General features: G+C 39.0%; 17 protein-coding genes, 1 tRNA gene and 2 pseudogenes. 9 read left to right on the top strand and 11 right to left on the bottom strand.

The window, feature by feature from the left end:
- A partial coding sequence (locus F596_RS11085) for a transposase (RefSeq protein WP_019036748.1) occupies positions 1-252 on the top strand: 252 nt, incomplete at its 5' end.
- A gap of 114 nt (positions 253-366) precedes the next feature.
- On the opposite strand, the gene F596_RS0109380 is transcribed toward F596_RS11085, so the two are convergent.
- The 3 genes from F596_RS0109380 to F596_RS0109390 all read right to left on the bottom strand — a co-directional run bounded on the left by F596_RS0109380 (position 367) and on the right by F596_RS0109390 (position 1991).
- Positions 367-439, bottom strand: a tRNA-Lys gene (locus F596_RS0109380).
- Between the two features lie 61 nt (positions 440-500).
- Positions 501-1148: a cation diffusion facilitator family transporter gene (locus F596_RS0109385; RefSeq protein WP_019036749.1), complete on the bottom strand. Its 648-nt coding sequence runs from the start codon at positions 1146-1148 to the stop codon at positions 501-503.
- A gap of 54 nt (positions 1149-1202) precedes the next feature.
- Positions 1203-1991, bottom strand: coding sequence for a Cof-type HAD-IIB family hydrolase (locus tag F596_RS0109390; protein ID WP_019036750.1), 789 nt, complete (start codon positions 1989-1991; stop codon positions 1203-1205).
- A gap of 268 nt (positions 1992-2259) precedes the next feature.
- Here F596_RS0109390 and F596_RS0109395 point away from each other — a divergent pair, with 268 nt between their 5' ends.
- The 7 genes from F596_RS0109395 to F596_RS12035 all read left to right on the top strand — a co-directional run bounded on the left by F596_RS0109395 (position 2260) and on the right by F596_RS12035 (position 7620).
- On the top strand, positions 2260-3066 hold the full coding sequence (locus F596_RS0109395; RefSeq protein ID WP_008450338.1) for a gliding motility protein GldB-related protein: 807 nt from the start codon (positions 2260-2262) through the stop codon (positions 3064-3066).
- A 363-nt stretch (positions 3067-3429) separates the two neighbouring features.
- Positions 3430-4659, top strand: coding sequence for a site-specific integrase (locus F596_RS0109400; RefSeq protein WP_019036751.1), 1230 nt, complete (start codon positions 3430-3432; stop codon positions 4657-4659).
- Between the two features lie 61 nt (positions 4660-4720).
- On the top strand, positions 4721-6016 hold the full coding sequence (locus F596_RS0109405) for a site-specific integrase (protein WP_019036752.1): 1296 nt from the start codon (positions 4721-4723) through the stop codon (positions 6014-6016).
- Positions 6013-6426, top strand: coding sequence for a hypothetical protein (locus F596_RS0109410; RefSeq protein WP_019036753.1), 414 nt, complete (start codon positions 6013-6015; stop codon positions 6424-6426). The genes F596_RS0109405 and F596_RS0109410 overlap by 4 nt, the downstream gene beginning before the upstream one ends.
- 87 nt (positions 6427-6513) lie before the next feature.
- A complete protein-coding gene (locus F596_RS12245) occupies positions 6514-6966 on the top strand; it encodes a transposase (protein ID WP_154648199.1) in 453 nt (150 codons plus the stop codon).
- Positions 6899-7426 (top strand): IS1634 family transposase, encoded by a 528-nt coding sequence (locus F596_RS12330; RefSeq protein WP_081618444.1) that lies wholly within the window; start codon positions 6899-6901, stop codon positions 7424-7426. The genes F596_RS12245 and F596_RS12330 overlap by 68 nt, the downstream gene beginning before the upstream one ends.
- Positions 7423-7620: a hypothetical protein gene (locus tag F596_RS12035; protein WP_162149455.1), complete on the top strand. Its 198-nt coding sequence runs from the start codon at positions 7423-7425 to the stop codon at positions 7618-7620. The genes F596_RS12330 and F596_RS12035 overlap by 4 nt, the downstream gene beginning before the upstream one ends.
- A gap of 20 nt (positions 7621-7640) precedes the next feature.
- On the opposite strand, the gene F596_RS0109425 is transcribed toward F596_RS12035, so the two are convergent.
- The 7 genes from F596_RS0109425 to F596_RS0109450 form a co-directional block, all read right to left on the bottom strand.
- Entirely contained in the window at positions 7641-8873 is a 1233-nt protein-coding gene (locus tag F596_RS0109425) for an ImmA/IrrE family metallo-endopeptidase (RefSeq protein ID WP_019036754.1), read from the bottom strand.
- Between the two features lie 158 nt (positions 8874-9031).
- Complete coding sequence (locus tag F596_RS11095) at positions 9032-10471, bottom strand: KAP family P-loop NTPase fold protein (protein ID WP_019036755.1); 1440 nt, start codon at positions 10469-10471, stop codon at positions 9032-9034.
- 15 nt (positions 10472-10486) lie between these two features.
- A complete protein-coding gene (locus F596_RS11100) occupies positions 10487-12064 on the bottom strand; it encodes a class I SAM-dependent methyltransferase (RefSeq protein WP_019036756.1) in 1578 nt (525 codons plus the stop codon).
- Positions 12051-12728, bottom strand: coding sequence for a type II restriction-modification system restriction endonuclease (locus F596_RS0109440; RefSeq protein WP_019036757.1), 678 nt, complete (start codon positions 12726-12728; stop codon positions 12051-12053). The genes F596_RS11100 and F596_RS0109440 overlap by 14 nt, the downstream gene beginning before the upstream one ends.
- Positions 12729-12739: 11 nt before the next feature.
- The gene (locus F596_RS11605; RefSeq protein WP_024999607.1) at positions 12740-12940 is read right to left on the bottom strand and encodes a helix-turn-helix transcriptional regulator; all 201 of its coding nucleotides are present in this window, start codon (positions 12938-12940) and stop codon (positions 12740-12742) included.
- A gap of 266 nt (positions 12941-13206) precedes the next feature.
- A complete protein-coding gene (locus tag F596_RS0109445; protein ID WP_019036758.1) occupies positions 13207-13512 on the bottom strand; it encodes a helix-turn-helix domain-containing protein in 306 nt (101 codons plus the stop codon).
- A 7-nt stretch (positions 13513-13519) separates the two neighbouring features.
- A complete protein-coding gene (locus F596_RS0109450) occupies positions 13520-13825 on the bottom strand; it encodes a helix-turn-helix domain-containing protein (protein ID WP_019036759.1) in 306 nt (101 codons plus the stop codon).
- A gap of 513 nt (positions 13826-14338) precedes the next feature.
- On the opposite strand from F596_RS0109450, the pseudogene F596_RS0109455 reads away from it, so the two are divergent.
- Positions 14339-14512: pseudogene (locus tag F596_RS0109455) on the top strand (VapE domain-containing protein); the annotation flags it as partial.
- Positions 14513-14526: 14 nt separating this feature from the next.
- On the opposite strand, the pseudogene F596_RS0109460 reads toward F596_RS0109455, so the two are convergent.
- Positions 14527-14772, bottom strand: a pseudogene (locus F596_RS0109460) (IS982 family transposase); the annotation flags it as partial.

A 14772-nucleotide genomic window follows, 5' to 3' on the forward strand; every position in this document is an offset into this window, starting at 1 on the left:
ATCAAGGATGCTGCAAGGCTGAAGCTGGCAAAATGGTTTAACGAGGTAGAGAAGTTGGGGGTGGACAACTTCTATACGGTGATAGACACCTTTAAGAACCATTATGATACCATACTCAATTTCTTTGTCAACAGAGCCACAAATGCCAATGCTGAATCCTTCAACGCAAAAGTCAAAGCCTTCAGGGCACAGTTTAGGGGAGTAACGGACATTCCTTTCTTCCTTTACAGGCTTATGAAATTATGTGCCTGAGAGGAGAAGGCTTGCAACTGGGTTTTACGACTGACCCCCTCTTTCTCTCTCTGTGTGTCTGAACATAAAAAAAAGAGGACTTCATTTCTGAAATCCTCTTTTTTTATTACTTTGTGACTCGCATGGGGCTCGAACCCATGACCCCAACATTAAAAGTGTTGTGCTCTACCTGCTGAGCTAGCGAGTCTCCCAAATATTATAGTTGTTATGTGGGTGCAAAGGTAATAAGTATTTCTTAAACGACCAAATTATTTTGTAAAATTTTTCGTTAAAACTTTCGCCATCTTCTTTGTAAGGTTAATAGCCCATACCAAAACGATGACGCCTGTAATTATGGCAAGGGCAGCATCTATCCATGTTATGTCCCATAAGTGGGAGCATACGAGACCTATGATAACTCCTATTTTTACTAACACATCGCTTATGACGTGCAGGTAAGCAGCGTGGTTGTTAGGGTTGTCTTCAAAGTGTTTTGAGTGTAGGGCGCGAGCACTTATAAAGTTTACTATAAGCCCTATCGTGGCAATGCTTAGTGCTAAGGGGTAGCTTGTCATGTGGTGATGTGCCTCCATGTGCTCAAAGCCCTCACTGCAAATGAATATAGATGCCACCATGAGCATTATACCGCTGGTGAAGGCAGAAAGCTGCATTACTTTTTGGGCGTTGTAAGTGTCGTTATGTCTTTTTTGTTGTTTGCGAACGAAGTAATACGCAAAAAGGTTTAAGCCTATAAGCAGCACGTGCGAGCCCATGTGTACGCCGTCGGCAAGTAGTGCCATAGAGCTGGAAAGGTACCCTATGATAATCTCTAAAAGCATTATTATAAAGGTGAAAACTATCACAAAGAGTGTGCGTCGTTCCTCTTTATAATAAGGTGAGAAATTGTTATTATACATGGTCTTCTTTATTTTTTCTTTACCTTTTATATGTGTTGTGTATGCTAAGAGAGGTTAGTCTATAAGGTTAAAGTGTTTAAGAGCGTTTGCTATGCCATCGTCGTCTACAGTGGTGGTAACATAGTTGGCGTGTTCTTTTACCTTATCGTTAGCGTTGCCCATAGCCACTCCTATGCCTGCTACCTTTAGCATATCTCTATCATTGCCTCCATCTCCAAAGGCTATACACTCGTCTATGCCTATGCCTAAGTGTTTTGCTACCTTAGGTAGCGTAAGCCCTTTGTTTATGCCTATTGGCGAGACGTCGGCAAAGAGCGGGTGCCATCGTAAAGCCTCACAGCCCGTTAAGGTAGGCATTATGCGCTGCTCTTCTTTCTCGGAGAAAAAGGGCGACATCTGCAGCACAGCTCCGTTAAGCAGAGGCTCTATGGGGTCTTTGATGTTTACAGAGTCTACGCCTAACCCTTTTACAAAAAGCTCTGTAAAGATGTTGCTATAATTGTGTATAGCCACTTTGTCTTTACCGCATATTGCTAAGGTATAATTGTGCAAAGTGGCATCAGCTATCATTTTTTTTATATCTTTCTTAGGCAGTTCTTTCATAAATATAGTCTCTTCGCCTATTTGTGCTAACGCTCCGTTAAAGGATATGTAGCCATCTATGAAAGGTTCTATATCTTTTAGGTTGGTAATAAAAGACTTTGGTCGCCCCGTAGAGATAAATATCTTGATGTCTTTTCTTTTCAGTTCTTTTATAGCCTCTATGGTAGAGGGCTGTATCTTGTGTGTTTCAAAAGATACTAAGGTGCCGTCTATATCGAAGAATGCTGCTTTTATTGTCATATAATCTTAATGTGTTTAATTTACAAAGGTACAAAAAGTTTTTTGAGTGTTATCAAAAGTAGTGGTTAGACTGCTTAATTTTTATTAAATACCATTTTGCCTTACGTTCCCTGCTAAAGAAGCCTTTTTTAGTGGCGGTGTGGACGCTGCGGGGTAGTCTTTTTTTAGTATTAGTTAAGAAAAAAGAGCAGATTTTTTATATAAAGTTTGCGTAAATATATATTTTTTTAGTATTTTTGCATTGCGGAATAATCTTTTTAGGTAGATAGTGAAGAAGGCTTATTACATATTGCTGTTATTGTTTCTTATTCTTGTTGGTTGCCAGCTGCGTTGGTCAGATGAGAGTAAGCCGGGTGGTGTGTCTATAAAAATAGAGCGTTTCGACCGTTTAGAGTATCGTTATCTTACCATGGGCGATTATTCTGCTTTGCAGCAAATGGGTATGGAGTATCCTTTTGAGACACGCACCTTAATAGAGAAGGTGCTCAAGATAGGTCAGATAACCGATCCTGATATAAACACTAAGTTTTTAAAGTTTTATCAAGACACTACGTTGCAGACGATAATCTCTTCAGTGCAGTCGAAGTTTAGCAAGATAGACGATATACAAAAGGATCTTAACATATCTTTTTCGAGGCTTAAGCAGCAGATTCCTGATATTAAGCTGCCAAGTGTTTATACACAGATTTCGGCTCTCGACCAAAGCATCGTAACGGGTGATGGCAAGATAGGCATCTCTTTAGATAAGTATTTAGGAAAGGATTACCCTGTTTATAGCCGTTTTTATGATAAGCAGCAGCGTCTTCAGATGAGGCGTGAAGACATTGTGCCAGACTGTCTGACGTTTTACCTTATGAGCATTTTTACCCTTCCCAATTATGATTTACGTTCACAGTTTGAGCGCGACGTTTATATGGCAAAGATACAATGGGTGGTAAATAAGGCTATTGGCTTAAATTATTATCAAGGCAAATATATAGACATGGTGTCTAAGTATATGAAGGCTAATTTGTATATTAAATATGAGGATCTTTTAAAAGATACCGATTTCTCCCCGTTTTTAAGCATTATTTAAGGCTATAAACCATCATCTTTTCGTGGGTAAAACATCATCTTTTCGTGGGTAAAACGTCATCTTTTACCTCGCAACTAATTCTTGAAAAGGAAGAAAAATCGAAGTTGGCGTAAACTGACTGATAATGAGCAGGAAACGGAGTCATTTGCATAAAACTGCTCTTTTTAAAAAGGGCAGGAATATGCAGATTTAGGCAGAAGTTCAGTTACTAAACCGTTACCCGATTTCGTCATAGGTAACGATGGAGTAATGTTCGGTAACTGAATTATTTTCGCTCGTGTGGCTGTTGCTACGGTCGGCAGTTTTCTGCATAAGTGATGAACGCTTTGAAATTGGTATTTTTGCCACAAAACATCAAAGCGTATGAAAACAGAAAAAATGAAGGTGTTGCTCTACCTCAAAAAGAGCGGTCTGGACAAGTCGGGTAAGGCTCCGATTATGGGGCGGATAACCATCGGACGTTCTATCGCGCAGTTCAGTTGCAAGCTCTCCTGTAATCCTGACTTGTGGAATCCCCGTGAGAGCAGAATGGACGGAAAAAGTCGTGAGGCGGTGGAAGTGAATGGTAGGTTGGAGAACTTGCTGCTGTCCATCCAGTCAGCCTATCAGTCTTTGCTTGCAAGAGGTTACCCATTTGATGCAACCGATGTGAAAGAGTTGTTTCAAGGCAGCGTACAGACACGATGCATGCTTATCGAAAGGTTGGATATGCTCATTAAGGAGAAGAAAAGCCATATCGGTGTAGACATCAGAAAAGAGTCAATGGCAAGCTACCACTCCACGAGAATCCACTTGCAGGAGTTCATCCAAAAGAAGTATAAGGTTTCAGACTTAGCCTTCTCACAACTGACAGAGAACTTCATCCATGAGTTTCAGCAGTACTTCTTGGGAGAGTGTGGATTTCAGGAAAGCTCATTCTACAATGTCGCCACTCATTTGAAAACGGTATGCAGGCTGGCTTACCGTGAGGGGTTGGCAGACATCCTGCTTTTTGACAAAGTAAAAATCAGCAAGGGTAACAAGAAACTCCCCAAAGCACTTGACAGAGGGGCATTTGAGAAGTTAAAGACTCTCCACTTTGAGGACTTGGAGGAGGAAATGGAAACGGCAAGGGATATTTTCCTCTTTGCCTGTTATACGGGTGCTGCATATTGTGATTTGATGGAACTGGACAAGTCCCATCTTGTGCGTGACGACGAGGGTAGCCTTTGGCTGAAGTTCAACTGCCACAAGACAGATGTGCCTTGCCGTGTCAAACTGCTGCCCGAAGCCATACGGCTGATGGAGAAGCTCCACAGCGATGAAAGGGAAACATTGCTCCCTTTCATGGGATATGCCACTTACCAATCTTATTTGAAAGCCCTGCGGCTTCGTGCAGGCATCTCGTTTCCTTTTACCACACATACGGCAAGGCACACCTTTGCCACATTCATCACGCTTGAACAGGGTGTACCTATTGAGACCGTGAGTAAGATGCTGGGACATTCCAACGTGAGCATGACCGAGCGTTATGCAAAGGTAACGCCACAGAAACTCTTTGAGGAATTCGACCGTTTCCTTTCTTTCACCGAAGAGATGCAGTTGGCTATCTAATCCTTATTAAGTCATTTGATTTCTTATCTATTCATTTAATTAACTTCAAACCACCAAGACAATGAGAAGTACATTCAAGATACTGTTCTATATTAACAGACAGAAAACAAAGGCAGACGGCAATACCGCCATTCTCTGCCGTATCACCATAGACGGAAAGAACACAGCCATTACCACAGGCGAAGAGTGCCATCCTGCCGAATGGAACACCAAGCAGGGGTTGACAACCAACAAGAAAACAAACCAAAGAATCATTGAGTTCAGGGAATTGGTAGAGAATACCTATCGGGACATTCTTGTAAAGGATGGAGTGGTAAGTGTGGAGCTTGTAAAGAACTGTTTACAGGGTATTGCCACCAATCCGACCACGCTCCTTGCCATGAGCAGAGCGGAACTCCAAGCAGTCAAGGAAAGTGTTGGCAGATCAAGGGCAGAGGGAACTTATCTGAACCTGTTCTATTCTGACAGAAATCTCCGTGAATTTGTAGAAAACAAAGGAGTGCAGGATATACCCATCGGAGCCATTACAGAGGACTTGTTCGAGGAATACCGCTTCTTTCTCAAAAAGCGTGGACTGAAAGCATCCACCATCAACAGCAACCTCTGCTGGCTGAGCCGACTGATGTTCCGTGCGGTCAGCAAGAGGATTATCCGCTGCAATCCCTTTGAGAATGCCAAGTATGAGAAGGAGGAAAAGGAGATACGTTTTCTGCAAAATAGCGAGGTGATGAAACTTATGGCAATGAGGATGAATGACAATGAAACAGAGTTAGCAAGACAGATGTTCATCTTTTCCTGCTTCACAGGACTGGCAATCTCGGATATGGAAAATTTGGAATACAAGCATATCCAAACGACAGCAGAAGGACAGATGTATATAAGAAAGGAACGTCAGAAAACCAAGGTTGAGTTCATCGTGCCGTTACATCCCATAGCGGAAGCTATCATCAGTCATTGCCAGAAAGAGCAGGAAAGAAGCGAGGTACAGCAGACGGTGAAAGAAAAAGGCAACCACATTGTCTTTCACCGTAATTGTAGCCGTAGTGTCATGGATACCAAACTGAGCATCGTGGGAAAGGCTTGCGGTATCCGCCAAAGACTTTCCTTCCACATGGCAAGACATACATTCGGCACGATGAGCCTGAGCGCAGGTATTCCCATTGAGAGCATAGCCAAGATGATGGGGCATGCCTCCATATCAAGCACGCAGATTTATGCGCAGGTAACAGACAATAAGATTTCAAAGGATATGGACAGGCTTATAGCCAAACAATCGGCAAAGGAGAAAGAAATAGCGGAGAGAGAGGCTTGTGAATCTTCGGATATTGTAACCTGTAAAATGGAAGAAACGGCATGAATACGAACTATAAACAAAGGACAATGACTAGCTCGGAGAATCATCGTAGCTATTTTGATTGGGGCTGCAATATGCAAGTCATTCGCAAGGGAAACGGAGAGATAGCCATGGCAGAGAGTGAACTTGTGAGGTTCTTCGGGGTAACATGGAGGAAACTCAACCATAGGATGCAAACGATAATAAAATCCTCCAACCTATATCTCGATGAGAGGGTTGCAGGTGAGGAAGTTATCAAGAAGGGAAAGACCGTAAGTTATTCACCACTTTATCCCCTTCCTATCATCATCGCCCTGTCCTTTCTGTTGGACAGCATGGAAGCGTATTTGTTCAGAAAGTATATCTGTCAGAGATTGCAGAAATCTGCATCCTTGATAACACCGATATTCTTAATAGGAAAGACGGATAACTGATACATTCTTTTCTCTTTCACTGATATTATCTTACTACATAACTAAACTAAGGGATACTACGTTGAAAAAGAAAAGATTAGAATGTAGTTGGGGAATATCATTTCTTATTACTACGAAATGACTACATACTACATCAATGACATAAAAAGAATACGATTGCGATGTGGCAATATCTACGAAGTTCCATTAGTGAAGGCCCTTGCGGAGCGCTTTGGATTTGGCAAGCCGGTAGTCATCGCTGATTCTAGGCTGCTCAGCAAGAAGAATATCGAGGCACTGACTTCGGATGGCTATGAGTATATCCTCGACGCAAGGCCAAGATCAGAATCCGACAATATGAAAGATCGTATTCTGTCATTGGATTTGAAGTACGGCGACACCGAAGAAATCGATAAGGGCAACGGTGTGCGTCTGATATTGTCCTCGTCGGAGAAAAGAGCGCACAAGGACAAGAGAATGCACGAGAAGGAACTTGCAAGACTACAAAAAAGTAAAGAGTGGGAGGCTTACAAAGCAAAGTATCAACAACAGGGGCTATAACAAGTACCTCAGACTTGACGGCACCGTCGATGTTAGCATTGACATGGGCAAGTTTGAAGTAGATACCGCATGGGACGGCATAAAGGGCTACGTCACCAATACGAAGCTTACACCAGAAGAAGTCATCGATTCATATGGTAATTTGTGGTTCATCGAACGTGCCTTTCGTTTCAACAAGTATGACTTGGCTGTCCGCCCGATATACCACAGGCTTCGCAACCGCATTGAGGGGCACATTTGCATCTGTTTCACGGCTTATACGATACTGTTGGAGTTGGAACGAATTCTGAAGGCTGCCAAATCGGACATAACCATACACCGTGCGCAGGAGCTTACGAAGAACATGTATGCCATCAGCTACATACATGTGCGTTCCAAACAGGCCGTGAAGAGAATTCTTGGAATGGATGAGGAACAACGTAAACTATATGCTTTGGTCGATATGGCTACCCGACTTTGAAATTTGGGTGTCCCAATGACGAAAACAGGACAAGCAATCCCATCGTGCAGCCAGGGATTTCTTGTACCTCACAGCCAAGCAAAAAGGGAATTTGGACAGCCGGGAACAAATCAAAGCCAAACGTGAAAATAGATAATGTGGTGGATGGGCATTACGACTATGAGCAAAAGAGGGGCTTCTCGGTGAGAAGATAATTCTCATAAATACAAGATATTTACCACCAAGAATTACGCTTCACATGTTCATATAAAGGATTACAGTTATCTCCTTCAATATAGAGATTTGCACGTTTCAAACGAACAACAACCGCTTCTTGAGAAACATTAAATTTAGATGATAGTGCTCCAATTATAACCTTACAATCTCGTATATTGCATGGTTGATAATCGTGATAAAGCCTACCTGTTGTAATTCTATTTTTTCTAAAAAGTTTGTCTACCTCCACATAGAATGGAGTTTCAGGCATAAGAAGAAACGATGCAAAGGTGTTAGCCTGATATTCCATTCTTCCATATGTGGATTTTCCTATGATTGTGTTTTTGTCGCTTTCTCTATCTTCAAATGAACGCAAATTTTCTATAATGGATGAGTGTAATGCAATGTGTCCTAATTCATGAGCAATAGTGAAATTCTGACGATGTTCGCTCAATACAGAATTAATGGTAATCACATGATCTTTGAAATCACACTTTCCTAAGCAATCATCTTGCATTTCAACAAAATCAAATTTGTAATTAGCTGCAATTAAAGAAAAACAGCGATTTATAAAGTTTTCTTTTATCATGTACTTGGTTTCTTGTAAGATTTCATTTACCCTTATACGTATTTTATCATCTTCCATGAATGGTACATGTAAAGCATTTAACATCGGAATACCATATTCTTGCAACAAATCCGAAATTGTAATAAACGAATTTCCACAATATGCTATTGGATAGTCAATTGAAGCCTCTCCCATTAAGACTTTGTGTTTGAATTGTTTCTGTTCAAAACTGTTTATTTGTCTCCAAATGATGGTCTTCCAATCGCTATTTTCTGATAATACGACCAATGCGATGTTATCGCTTTGAGCTAATGTAATTACTTGTTGCGTAAAGCCTACTGATGAAATCATTATACCACGAACTCCTGAACGTGGATAATCGGCAAGATTTCCTACAAATTCACGATAAATAGAATTATCAATTTTTCTTTTGTGGTTCTTACATTCAACCACAAGAAGATTACTCCATCTTTTCTTGTCTGAGTTAGAATATATTTCTATGGTTATATCCGGGTTCAACATAACATCAGGAGCAGTTTTACTAGCATATTGCTTATGTAAAAAAATCTCATTGTACCGTGATATACCAGGTACATCTTGGCTTTCAATAAGTTCTTTTAGTTTTGCAAAAACTAATTTTTCAAAAGAGTCTCCTTTGTGTTGATTACTTGATTTACTTACCATAGATTGTTCCTTGAATTTTTAGTGTATTTTATTTCGTAAAAATTCTTTCATACAACAAATTAATATGATATATGTACACTCTAATGTCATAAAATCGTTATCTGGCAAATTATCTGTACGTCACTTTTTATGTGTAAGGTCCAATAATTTTTTCATTATTAGGAAAATGGGGCTAGGAGCTCTATATGTTGTGTAATATAATCAAGTGGTAATACTCTATCATTTCGATAGGAGTTTTGGCAATACCATATTATCGCCTCTTGTAGAGATTTCAGTGGTATAACCCTAGTTGACAGTAATAATTTGAAAGTATCTTTTGAACTATCATTGTTTTCAATTTTCTCTATCAACTCTTCTTTTTGATGTTCATTCATATCTAAATTATATGAGACAAGTAATCTGGCTGTTTCCCATACAATATGTCTAAATACTGTGTATCTGCTATATTCGTTTTCAATGAATATATTTCTCGGCAATGTTTCTTCTATATGATTTAACAATTCCTGTATAGACATGCTTTTACGGACTATTTGACTGTAAAAGTCGTTATCTGTTGAGCGAAAAAACATTAAAAATAAAATGATACTAGGGTTTACATATTGATTTTCTCTAAATGTCAAAAGTACAAGTCTTATATGTGCACATATTTTTTCCATCTGTCTTAAATTTAGATGCATATGTCCGAATAGAATATGAGCCATTTTTAAGAATTCTTCTTTTTCGTCTCCTTCCCGAAAATATTTACATCTTGATTTAGAGGCAAAGAAATCATCAAATCCATATACCTCATAAAGGTATGCAGTGAATTTATCTACATCAGGTTCGGGTAATTTATATTCTATATCTATGAACCGTTTCAAGTATTCTTCGGCATTTAAGTTGTCACTTCCATAGTATCCGCATATAGAATGACATAATTGTGTTTTATCTATCGAGAGAATAAACACAATGTTGGGAACGGAGAATAAATGTTTTACACGTTCTAGTACTTTGACTGCAAAGCGCGGATTACAGCGGTCTAATTCATCAATTATAAAAATCAACGGTTTCCCATCTTGAGCGATGAACTCAACCAGATTTTCAAGAGCTTTGCGGAATTCTTCCATTGACTGACATTGCTCAACAAAGTCATCAATTACTTTGTCAAATGAATCAGCTATTTTTTGAGTTGCTGATTCAATAACTTCCACGACATCTTCACCTAAATATTTTTTTGTTAAACCTTTGACTATGGATGGTAACATGCCTGTTGTCACTTTCCCGGCAGCAGCAGCAATCTTTGCAAATTTGACTTTGGCATCATCGCCTTCCGCCATGTCACGAAACTGACTAATCAATCCTATAATGGGATCAGTAATAAAATCATGTTCCCAAACATTAAAATACAAAACATGAAAATGTTGATTTACAAGACTTTGTTTCCACATTTTTACAAATGTAGTTTTTCCGCTTCCCCATTCTCCATCAATTGCAAATACACAACCATGATTCAGACTGACAACCTTTGTTAAAATATCAGCATATTGTTGACGGTCAAGTTTACAATTCTTGAAGGGTTTTTCCTTATCTATAATGGGTTCAGGCAGTTTAGAAATCATATTTATATTCAAAAATTATATTTGATTACAGAATAAGTTTGGAGTTGTTTGCATGTATAACCAACTTTGATATTCTTGTATTTTCTTTTGCGAAATTCCTATGCTAGAATAATCCACTGTTTTGGAAAGCTGATAAAGATTGATTCTCATTAATAATTCTCTGTTCACTATACGCTTTGCATCCATAAAACATATATTTTGTATAAACCGTTTAAGCGGTTCACTTTGTAGAATGAAAAGAGTGAGTTTTGCATATTCAATCTTTTTAAAGCCTAACAGGTAGCAAGTATCATCAACCATTACAGGTTTACCGGCAATGGGTTCTACTAAAGAAAACATCAAATCTGAATATAGAGCCGAAATTACTATCTTATATGGAGCAAAAGAATAATCACCTAATCCAAAAACGCTAAATCTCGGTTTATTCTTATATATAATGCTCTTTCTTCCGTCCAGATATGTGGCATGAGACAGAAGATAGGAATATGTTTTGGGAGCCCTTTCTTTTAGAATTGAGGTGTTTTCAGAAATATTAGTTTGAGGTAGTATCAGATATTTTCTAACACCTTTCAATCCTTTTCCTATATCAGAACTTTTAAGTAGGGGAAAAACAGTGATGTCATCGACATCAACAACCTCTTTAAGTCCATTTAGATAGATAGAATCGTTCAAGGAAAGTTCCATGACTTTCGAGCAATCGTGTTTTATCCCAGAACGCCAAATCAACGGAGATTGACCATCAAGGAAACTTGTTCGTCCGTAATCCTGAATATTGGAAACAAAAGCCTCATTGACCCATCCAAATGAATGGGTAATCCGTTTTGTATAAAAGTCATACGATATACATTCTTTTTGACAATCATTTCCAATATGGCACTCAAATAAAGATGCTGGAACGGAAACGTTAAATTCCTTTTTAGCATCGAAAACGAGTTGTCTGACATCTTGTATACGACGAGGATGGGAATGTTGTCTATGTATAATGTTTTTGACAACTGAGTTTTTTACAAGCAACGCTATGTAAGTGTTGCTATGATGTGAAAAAGCGTCAATTATCTGATCGCAGATACTCTCCGCAATATCAAAATTACCTTTGCCTGTGATAGCTTCTATCCCTTTTGTTTTATTTATGTTACCTTTTACGGGCAAATTCACACCGTCGTTTTTTCCCAAACCGCTATTTGTCACCCATGGTGGATTACCTATAACCAAGATGTTTTGATTAGGATTTTGATTGGCTATTTCTCTAAAATCGAAATTAAACACATCGGCATTGTACAATTCATAGCTGATAATGAGATTGTTCTTTTGGTATTCTTGAAGTTTTCTTTCTGTTTGGTCGACATAACCTTTAAAAATCTCTACTCCATACACTTTCTTAACCGTTTCAAAAACATCTATGGCAGCTGCGATGAAATTGCCGACACCACAAGTTGGTTCCACAACAATGTCAGGGACAATACCTCTATTTTTTAAATACAGGCAAACACTTTTGGCGAACTCATAGTTAGTCTGCCAATCGCCATAATTTTCCCGGATTGTATCCTCTTTCTCTTTTGGGAACAATGGTTCTGGTGTTTTATTCACTGTCATCAGAATATTTTATAATTTGGATTATACCATCAACTATTTCTGTCAAATTTACGATTCTTCTATATTGCAATCTCCATTGCAAAGCATTGGAAATAGTCAGATAACCAACTTTTGGCGGATTTTTGAGAATATCCTCTGCCATTTTCATCAAAGTTACCTCGTCGGAAGGAATCTGATGGTCAATCAAAAAAGCAAAGATATCATCTGCATTGCCATTGTTGGCAATGATATTCAAAATACCTGTTGTTGTCTGATAATCTGCAGTTCGGGATGATTCTATAAAAGAACAGGAAAGGAAATTTAGACTTCCTTTCTTGGTTCTAGCATCATCGGTCTTTTGGTAAACAAACACAATTAGATTATAGCCAAGTCCATAAATTTTCTGTTTGCTATCTTTAAACGGACAACTTGATTGTGGCTGTTTAATTGAGGTTACTTTAATATCTGTATTCACAGAAGGTAAGTCAAGTCCGTTGGCGGAGCTACCAGCTATCATCTCATACTGTTGTTCTAAATATTCTTGGAACAGATGTTCGACAAAAGTTCCAACTGCCTTTCCGTCAGTAACGCCAAATAGTTCAGAACGATAAAGTCCACTTTCGTTTTCACAAAACTTTTTCGCTGCAATTTGAAGCTCTGCGATATTTAATGTTTTCTTAGTCATATTTCAAGATTTTATTTGCTTGGGTTAATTAATTCACGGCGGTCTACCTCTAAAAGCTCAGCAATGCGTGTAAGTGTCATTAAGTCGGGTTGTTGAGCATTGGTGCACCATTTTGAAACAGTCGAAGGAACTTTACCTAGTTTTTCCGCTAACCATTTACTGGTTCGTTTCTTTTCAACAAGGACTATTTTCAGTCTGTTTATGTCATTTATATGTCATATATTGATTTATATGCAAAGATAGTGATTTGTATTGAGAAAACTTCTATTTTTCATGAAATTCTTAGTCCTTTTTCCACTATTAGGAGAAAGAACTGCTACTAAATACCATTATCAATGGTCGATAAGCAGACAAAAGTAGATATGAAAATTTGGCCGATAATGAGGTTTCCAAAGATTTGAATTTGGAAATATAATTATTATAGATGATAGTACAGCACTTGTATAGGATGATATAATAATCTTTACAAGTGTTTTTTTTATATTTCTAATTTGTTGTTTTTATAGTTATTCTCCAACAACCTTTCCAAGGCCGAAGCCTTATAGAGTATCTTCCCTGCAAACTGCGTGTAGGGAATAATCCTCTTGTCCCGATAGTCCTGCAAAGTTCGAGGACTGATATACAGCTGCTCGCACACCTCCTTGCCCGTTAGGAAATGCTCATCTCCAAACAACGGTTTGTGCGTCTGTGCCACTTCCTTAATTCTTTTGCTTACTCCGCTAAGTGCGGACAGCACTACCTGCATATCGTCAGCCTCCATGTTCAAATCTCTTACCTGTTCCATTGTCTTCCTATTTATTTGTTGATTTTAATTTGTCCGTTTTTGTCTTCTCCGATTTAGTTTGGAGCAACAGCTCCACGTCCTCACGCTTGTAATAGCACTTATGCCCGATTTGGGAGAAAGGCAACACACCTGTATCCCGATAGTGCTGCAATGTACGCTTGCTGATATTAAGCAACTTGCATACATCGCCATTGTGCAGCCAATCGGTGTGCTGACTCTGTTCTCCGAAAGCTTTGTGGCAGGTCTGAGCAAGATTGAGTATCTCATCCCTCAGTCTTGCCCAATTTGAATCCGTAATGATAAAATATCCCATAGTTTTATTGTTATTTTGTTTGTAATTCTGTCTTATTGGTATTGACAACACCTTTGTCTGTTCTGCGTTTCATCGCACGTTTATGCCTGCAAAAGTAGGATGAGTTTATCACACTTCAAAGCAGCAGGGAACAGCAGGGAAACATCGGGAACTTCAAGGAAAAACTAACGCATTTTATCGGCAGCCGTTTGCGCATTCTTACCCTGTTTTCTTCATTCACCGTCCGTTTGACGCAAAGATAGGGCGGCGCACGTCCTATTCAATCATTCTTCGTTTAAGTGGCACCTTGTAACGCTCTTGGTGTGGACAAACGCCACCCTATTTCTGTGCTGATTCTATTGTTTGCAATATCGGTGCAGAATACTGCAAACGTGTGCAAAGGGTACACTTCTACCTCTGTCTTTCCTTGCTATTTTATCCCCTGTTTTGACTTAATTTGGGCTTAAATCAGTCATTTCTTTTCCTGTCTCCTCAAAAATCCGTGCGAACTTTATTGCGAATGAATGCAACATTATGCAAGCACTCCCTGAATGCTTGGAACTTTCCAGTTCTCTTCCTAACTTCACTCTCGGAAACCAAACTAAGCATATAATGAAGAAGAATGCAGATAAAGGCAAATTGAAAGGCGAAAACAATATGCCCAAGCAAAGGAAGACTTCCACCAAAAACGGTGAGATAGAAACTTATACCCGTTGGCGGAATTAAGCCAGTGCATACTTGACTCTTCCAATGGGTCTATTATTAATGTGATTTAAATATTGCATTGCGGTAAAGGCACTGATTTTACCGATAATTCTTGTAAACAATCCTACTGTTTCCTTTGCATAGTTGCGGCAAATCATAAATTGGTCGCACATCTGCGAGAAGTCTGTTTCAATCCTTTTTCTCGCCTTCGCAAAAGGAATAAAAGTAGGTTTCCAATTCTTTTGATTGTGCCGATAAGGAAC

It is taken from the genome of Prevotella amnii DSM 23384 = JCM 14753 (assembly GCF_000378745.1).
GTDB lineage: Bacteria > Bacteroidota > Bacteroidia > Bacteroidales > Bacteroidaceae > Prevotella > Prevotella amnii.

Coding starts and splice junctions, on each gene's coding strand:
- F596_RS0109385 (WP_019036749.1), bottom strand. CDS start 1,148: ATGTATAATAACAATTTCTCACCTTATTATAAAGAGGAACGACGCACA.
- F596_RS0109390 (WP_019036750.1), bottom strand. CDS start 1,991: ATGACAATAAAAGCAGCATTCTTCGATATAGACGGCACCTTAGTATCT.
- F596_RS0109400 (WP_019036751.1), top strand. CDS start 3,430: ATGAAAACAGAAAAAATGAAGGTGTTGCTCTACCTCAAAAAGAGCGGT.
- F596_RS0109405 (WP_019036752.1), top strand. CDS start 4,721: ATGAGAAGTACATTCAAGATACTGTTCTATATTAACAGACAGAAAACA.
- F596_RS0109410 (WP_019036753.1), top strand. CDS start 6,013: ATGAATACGAACTATAAACAAAGGACAATGACTAGCTCGGAGAATCAT.
- F596_RS0109425 (WP_019036754.1), bottom strand. CDS start 8,873: ATGGTAAGTAAATCAAGTAATCAACACAAAGGAGACTCTTTTGAAAAA.
- F596_RS11095 (WP_019036755.1), bottom strand. CDS start 10,471: ATGATTTCTAAACTGCCTGAACCCATTATAGATAAGGAAAAACCCTTC.
- F596_RS11100 (WP_019036756.1), bottom strand. CDS start 12,064: ATGACAGTGAATAAAACACCAGAACCATTGTTCCCAAAAGAGAAAGAG.
- F596_RS0109440 (WP_019036757.1), bottom strand. CDS start 12,728: ATGACTAAGAAAACATTAAATATCGCAGAGCTTCAAATTGCAGCGAAA.
- F596_RS0109445 (WP_019036758.1), bottom strand. CDS start 13,512: ATGGAACAGGTAAGAGATTTGAACATGGAGGCTGACGATATGCAGGTA.
- F596_RS0109450 (WP_019036759.1), bottom strand. CDS start 13,825: ATGGGATATTTTATCATTACGGATTCAAATTGGGCAAGACTGAGGGAT.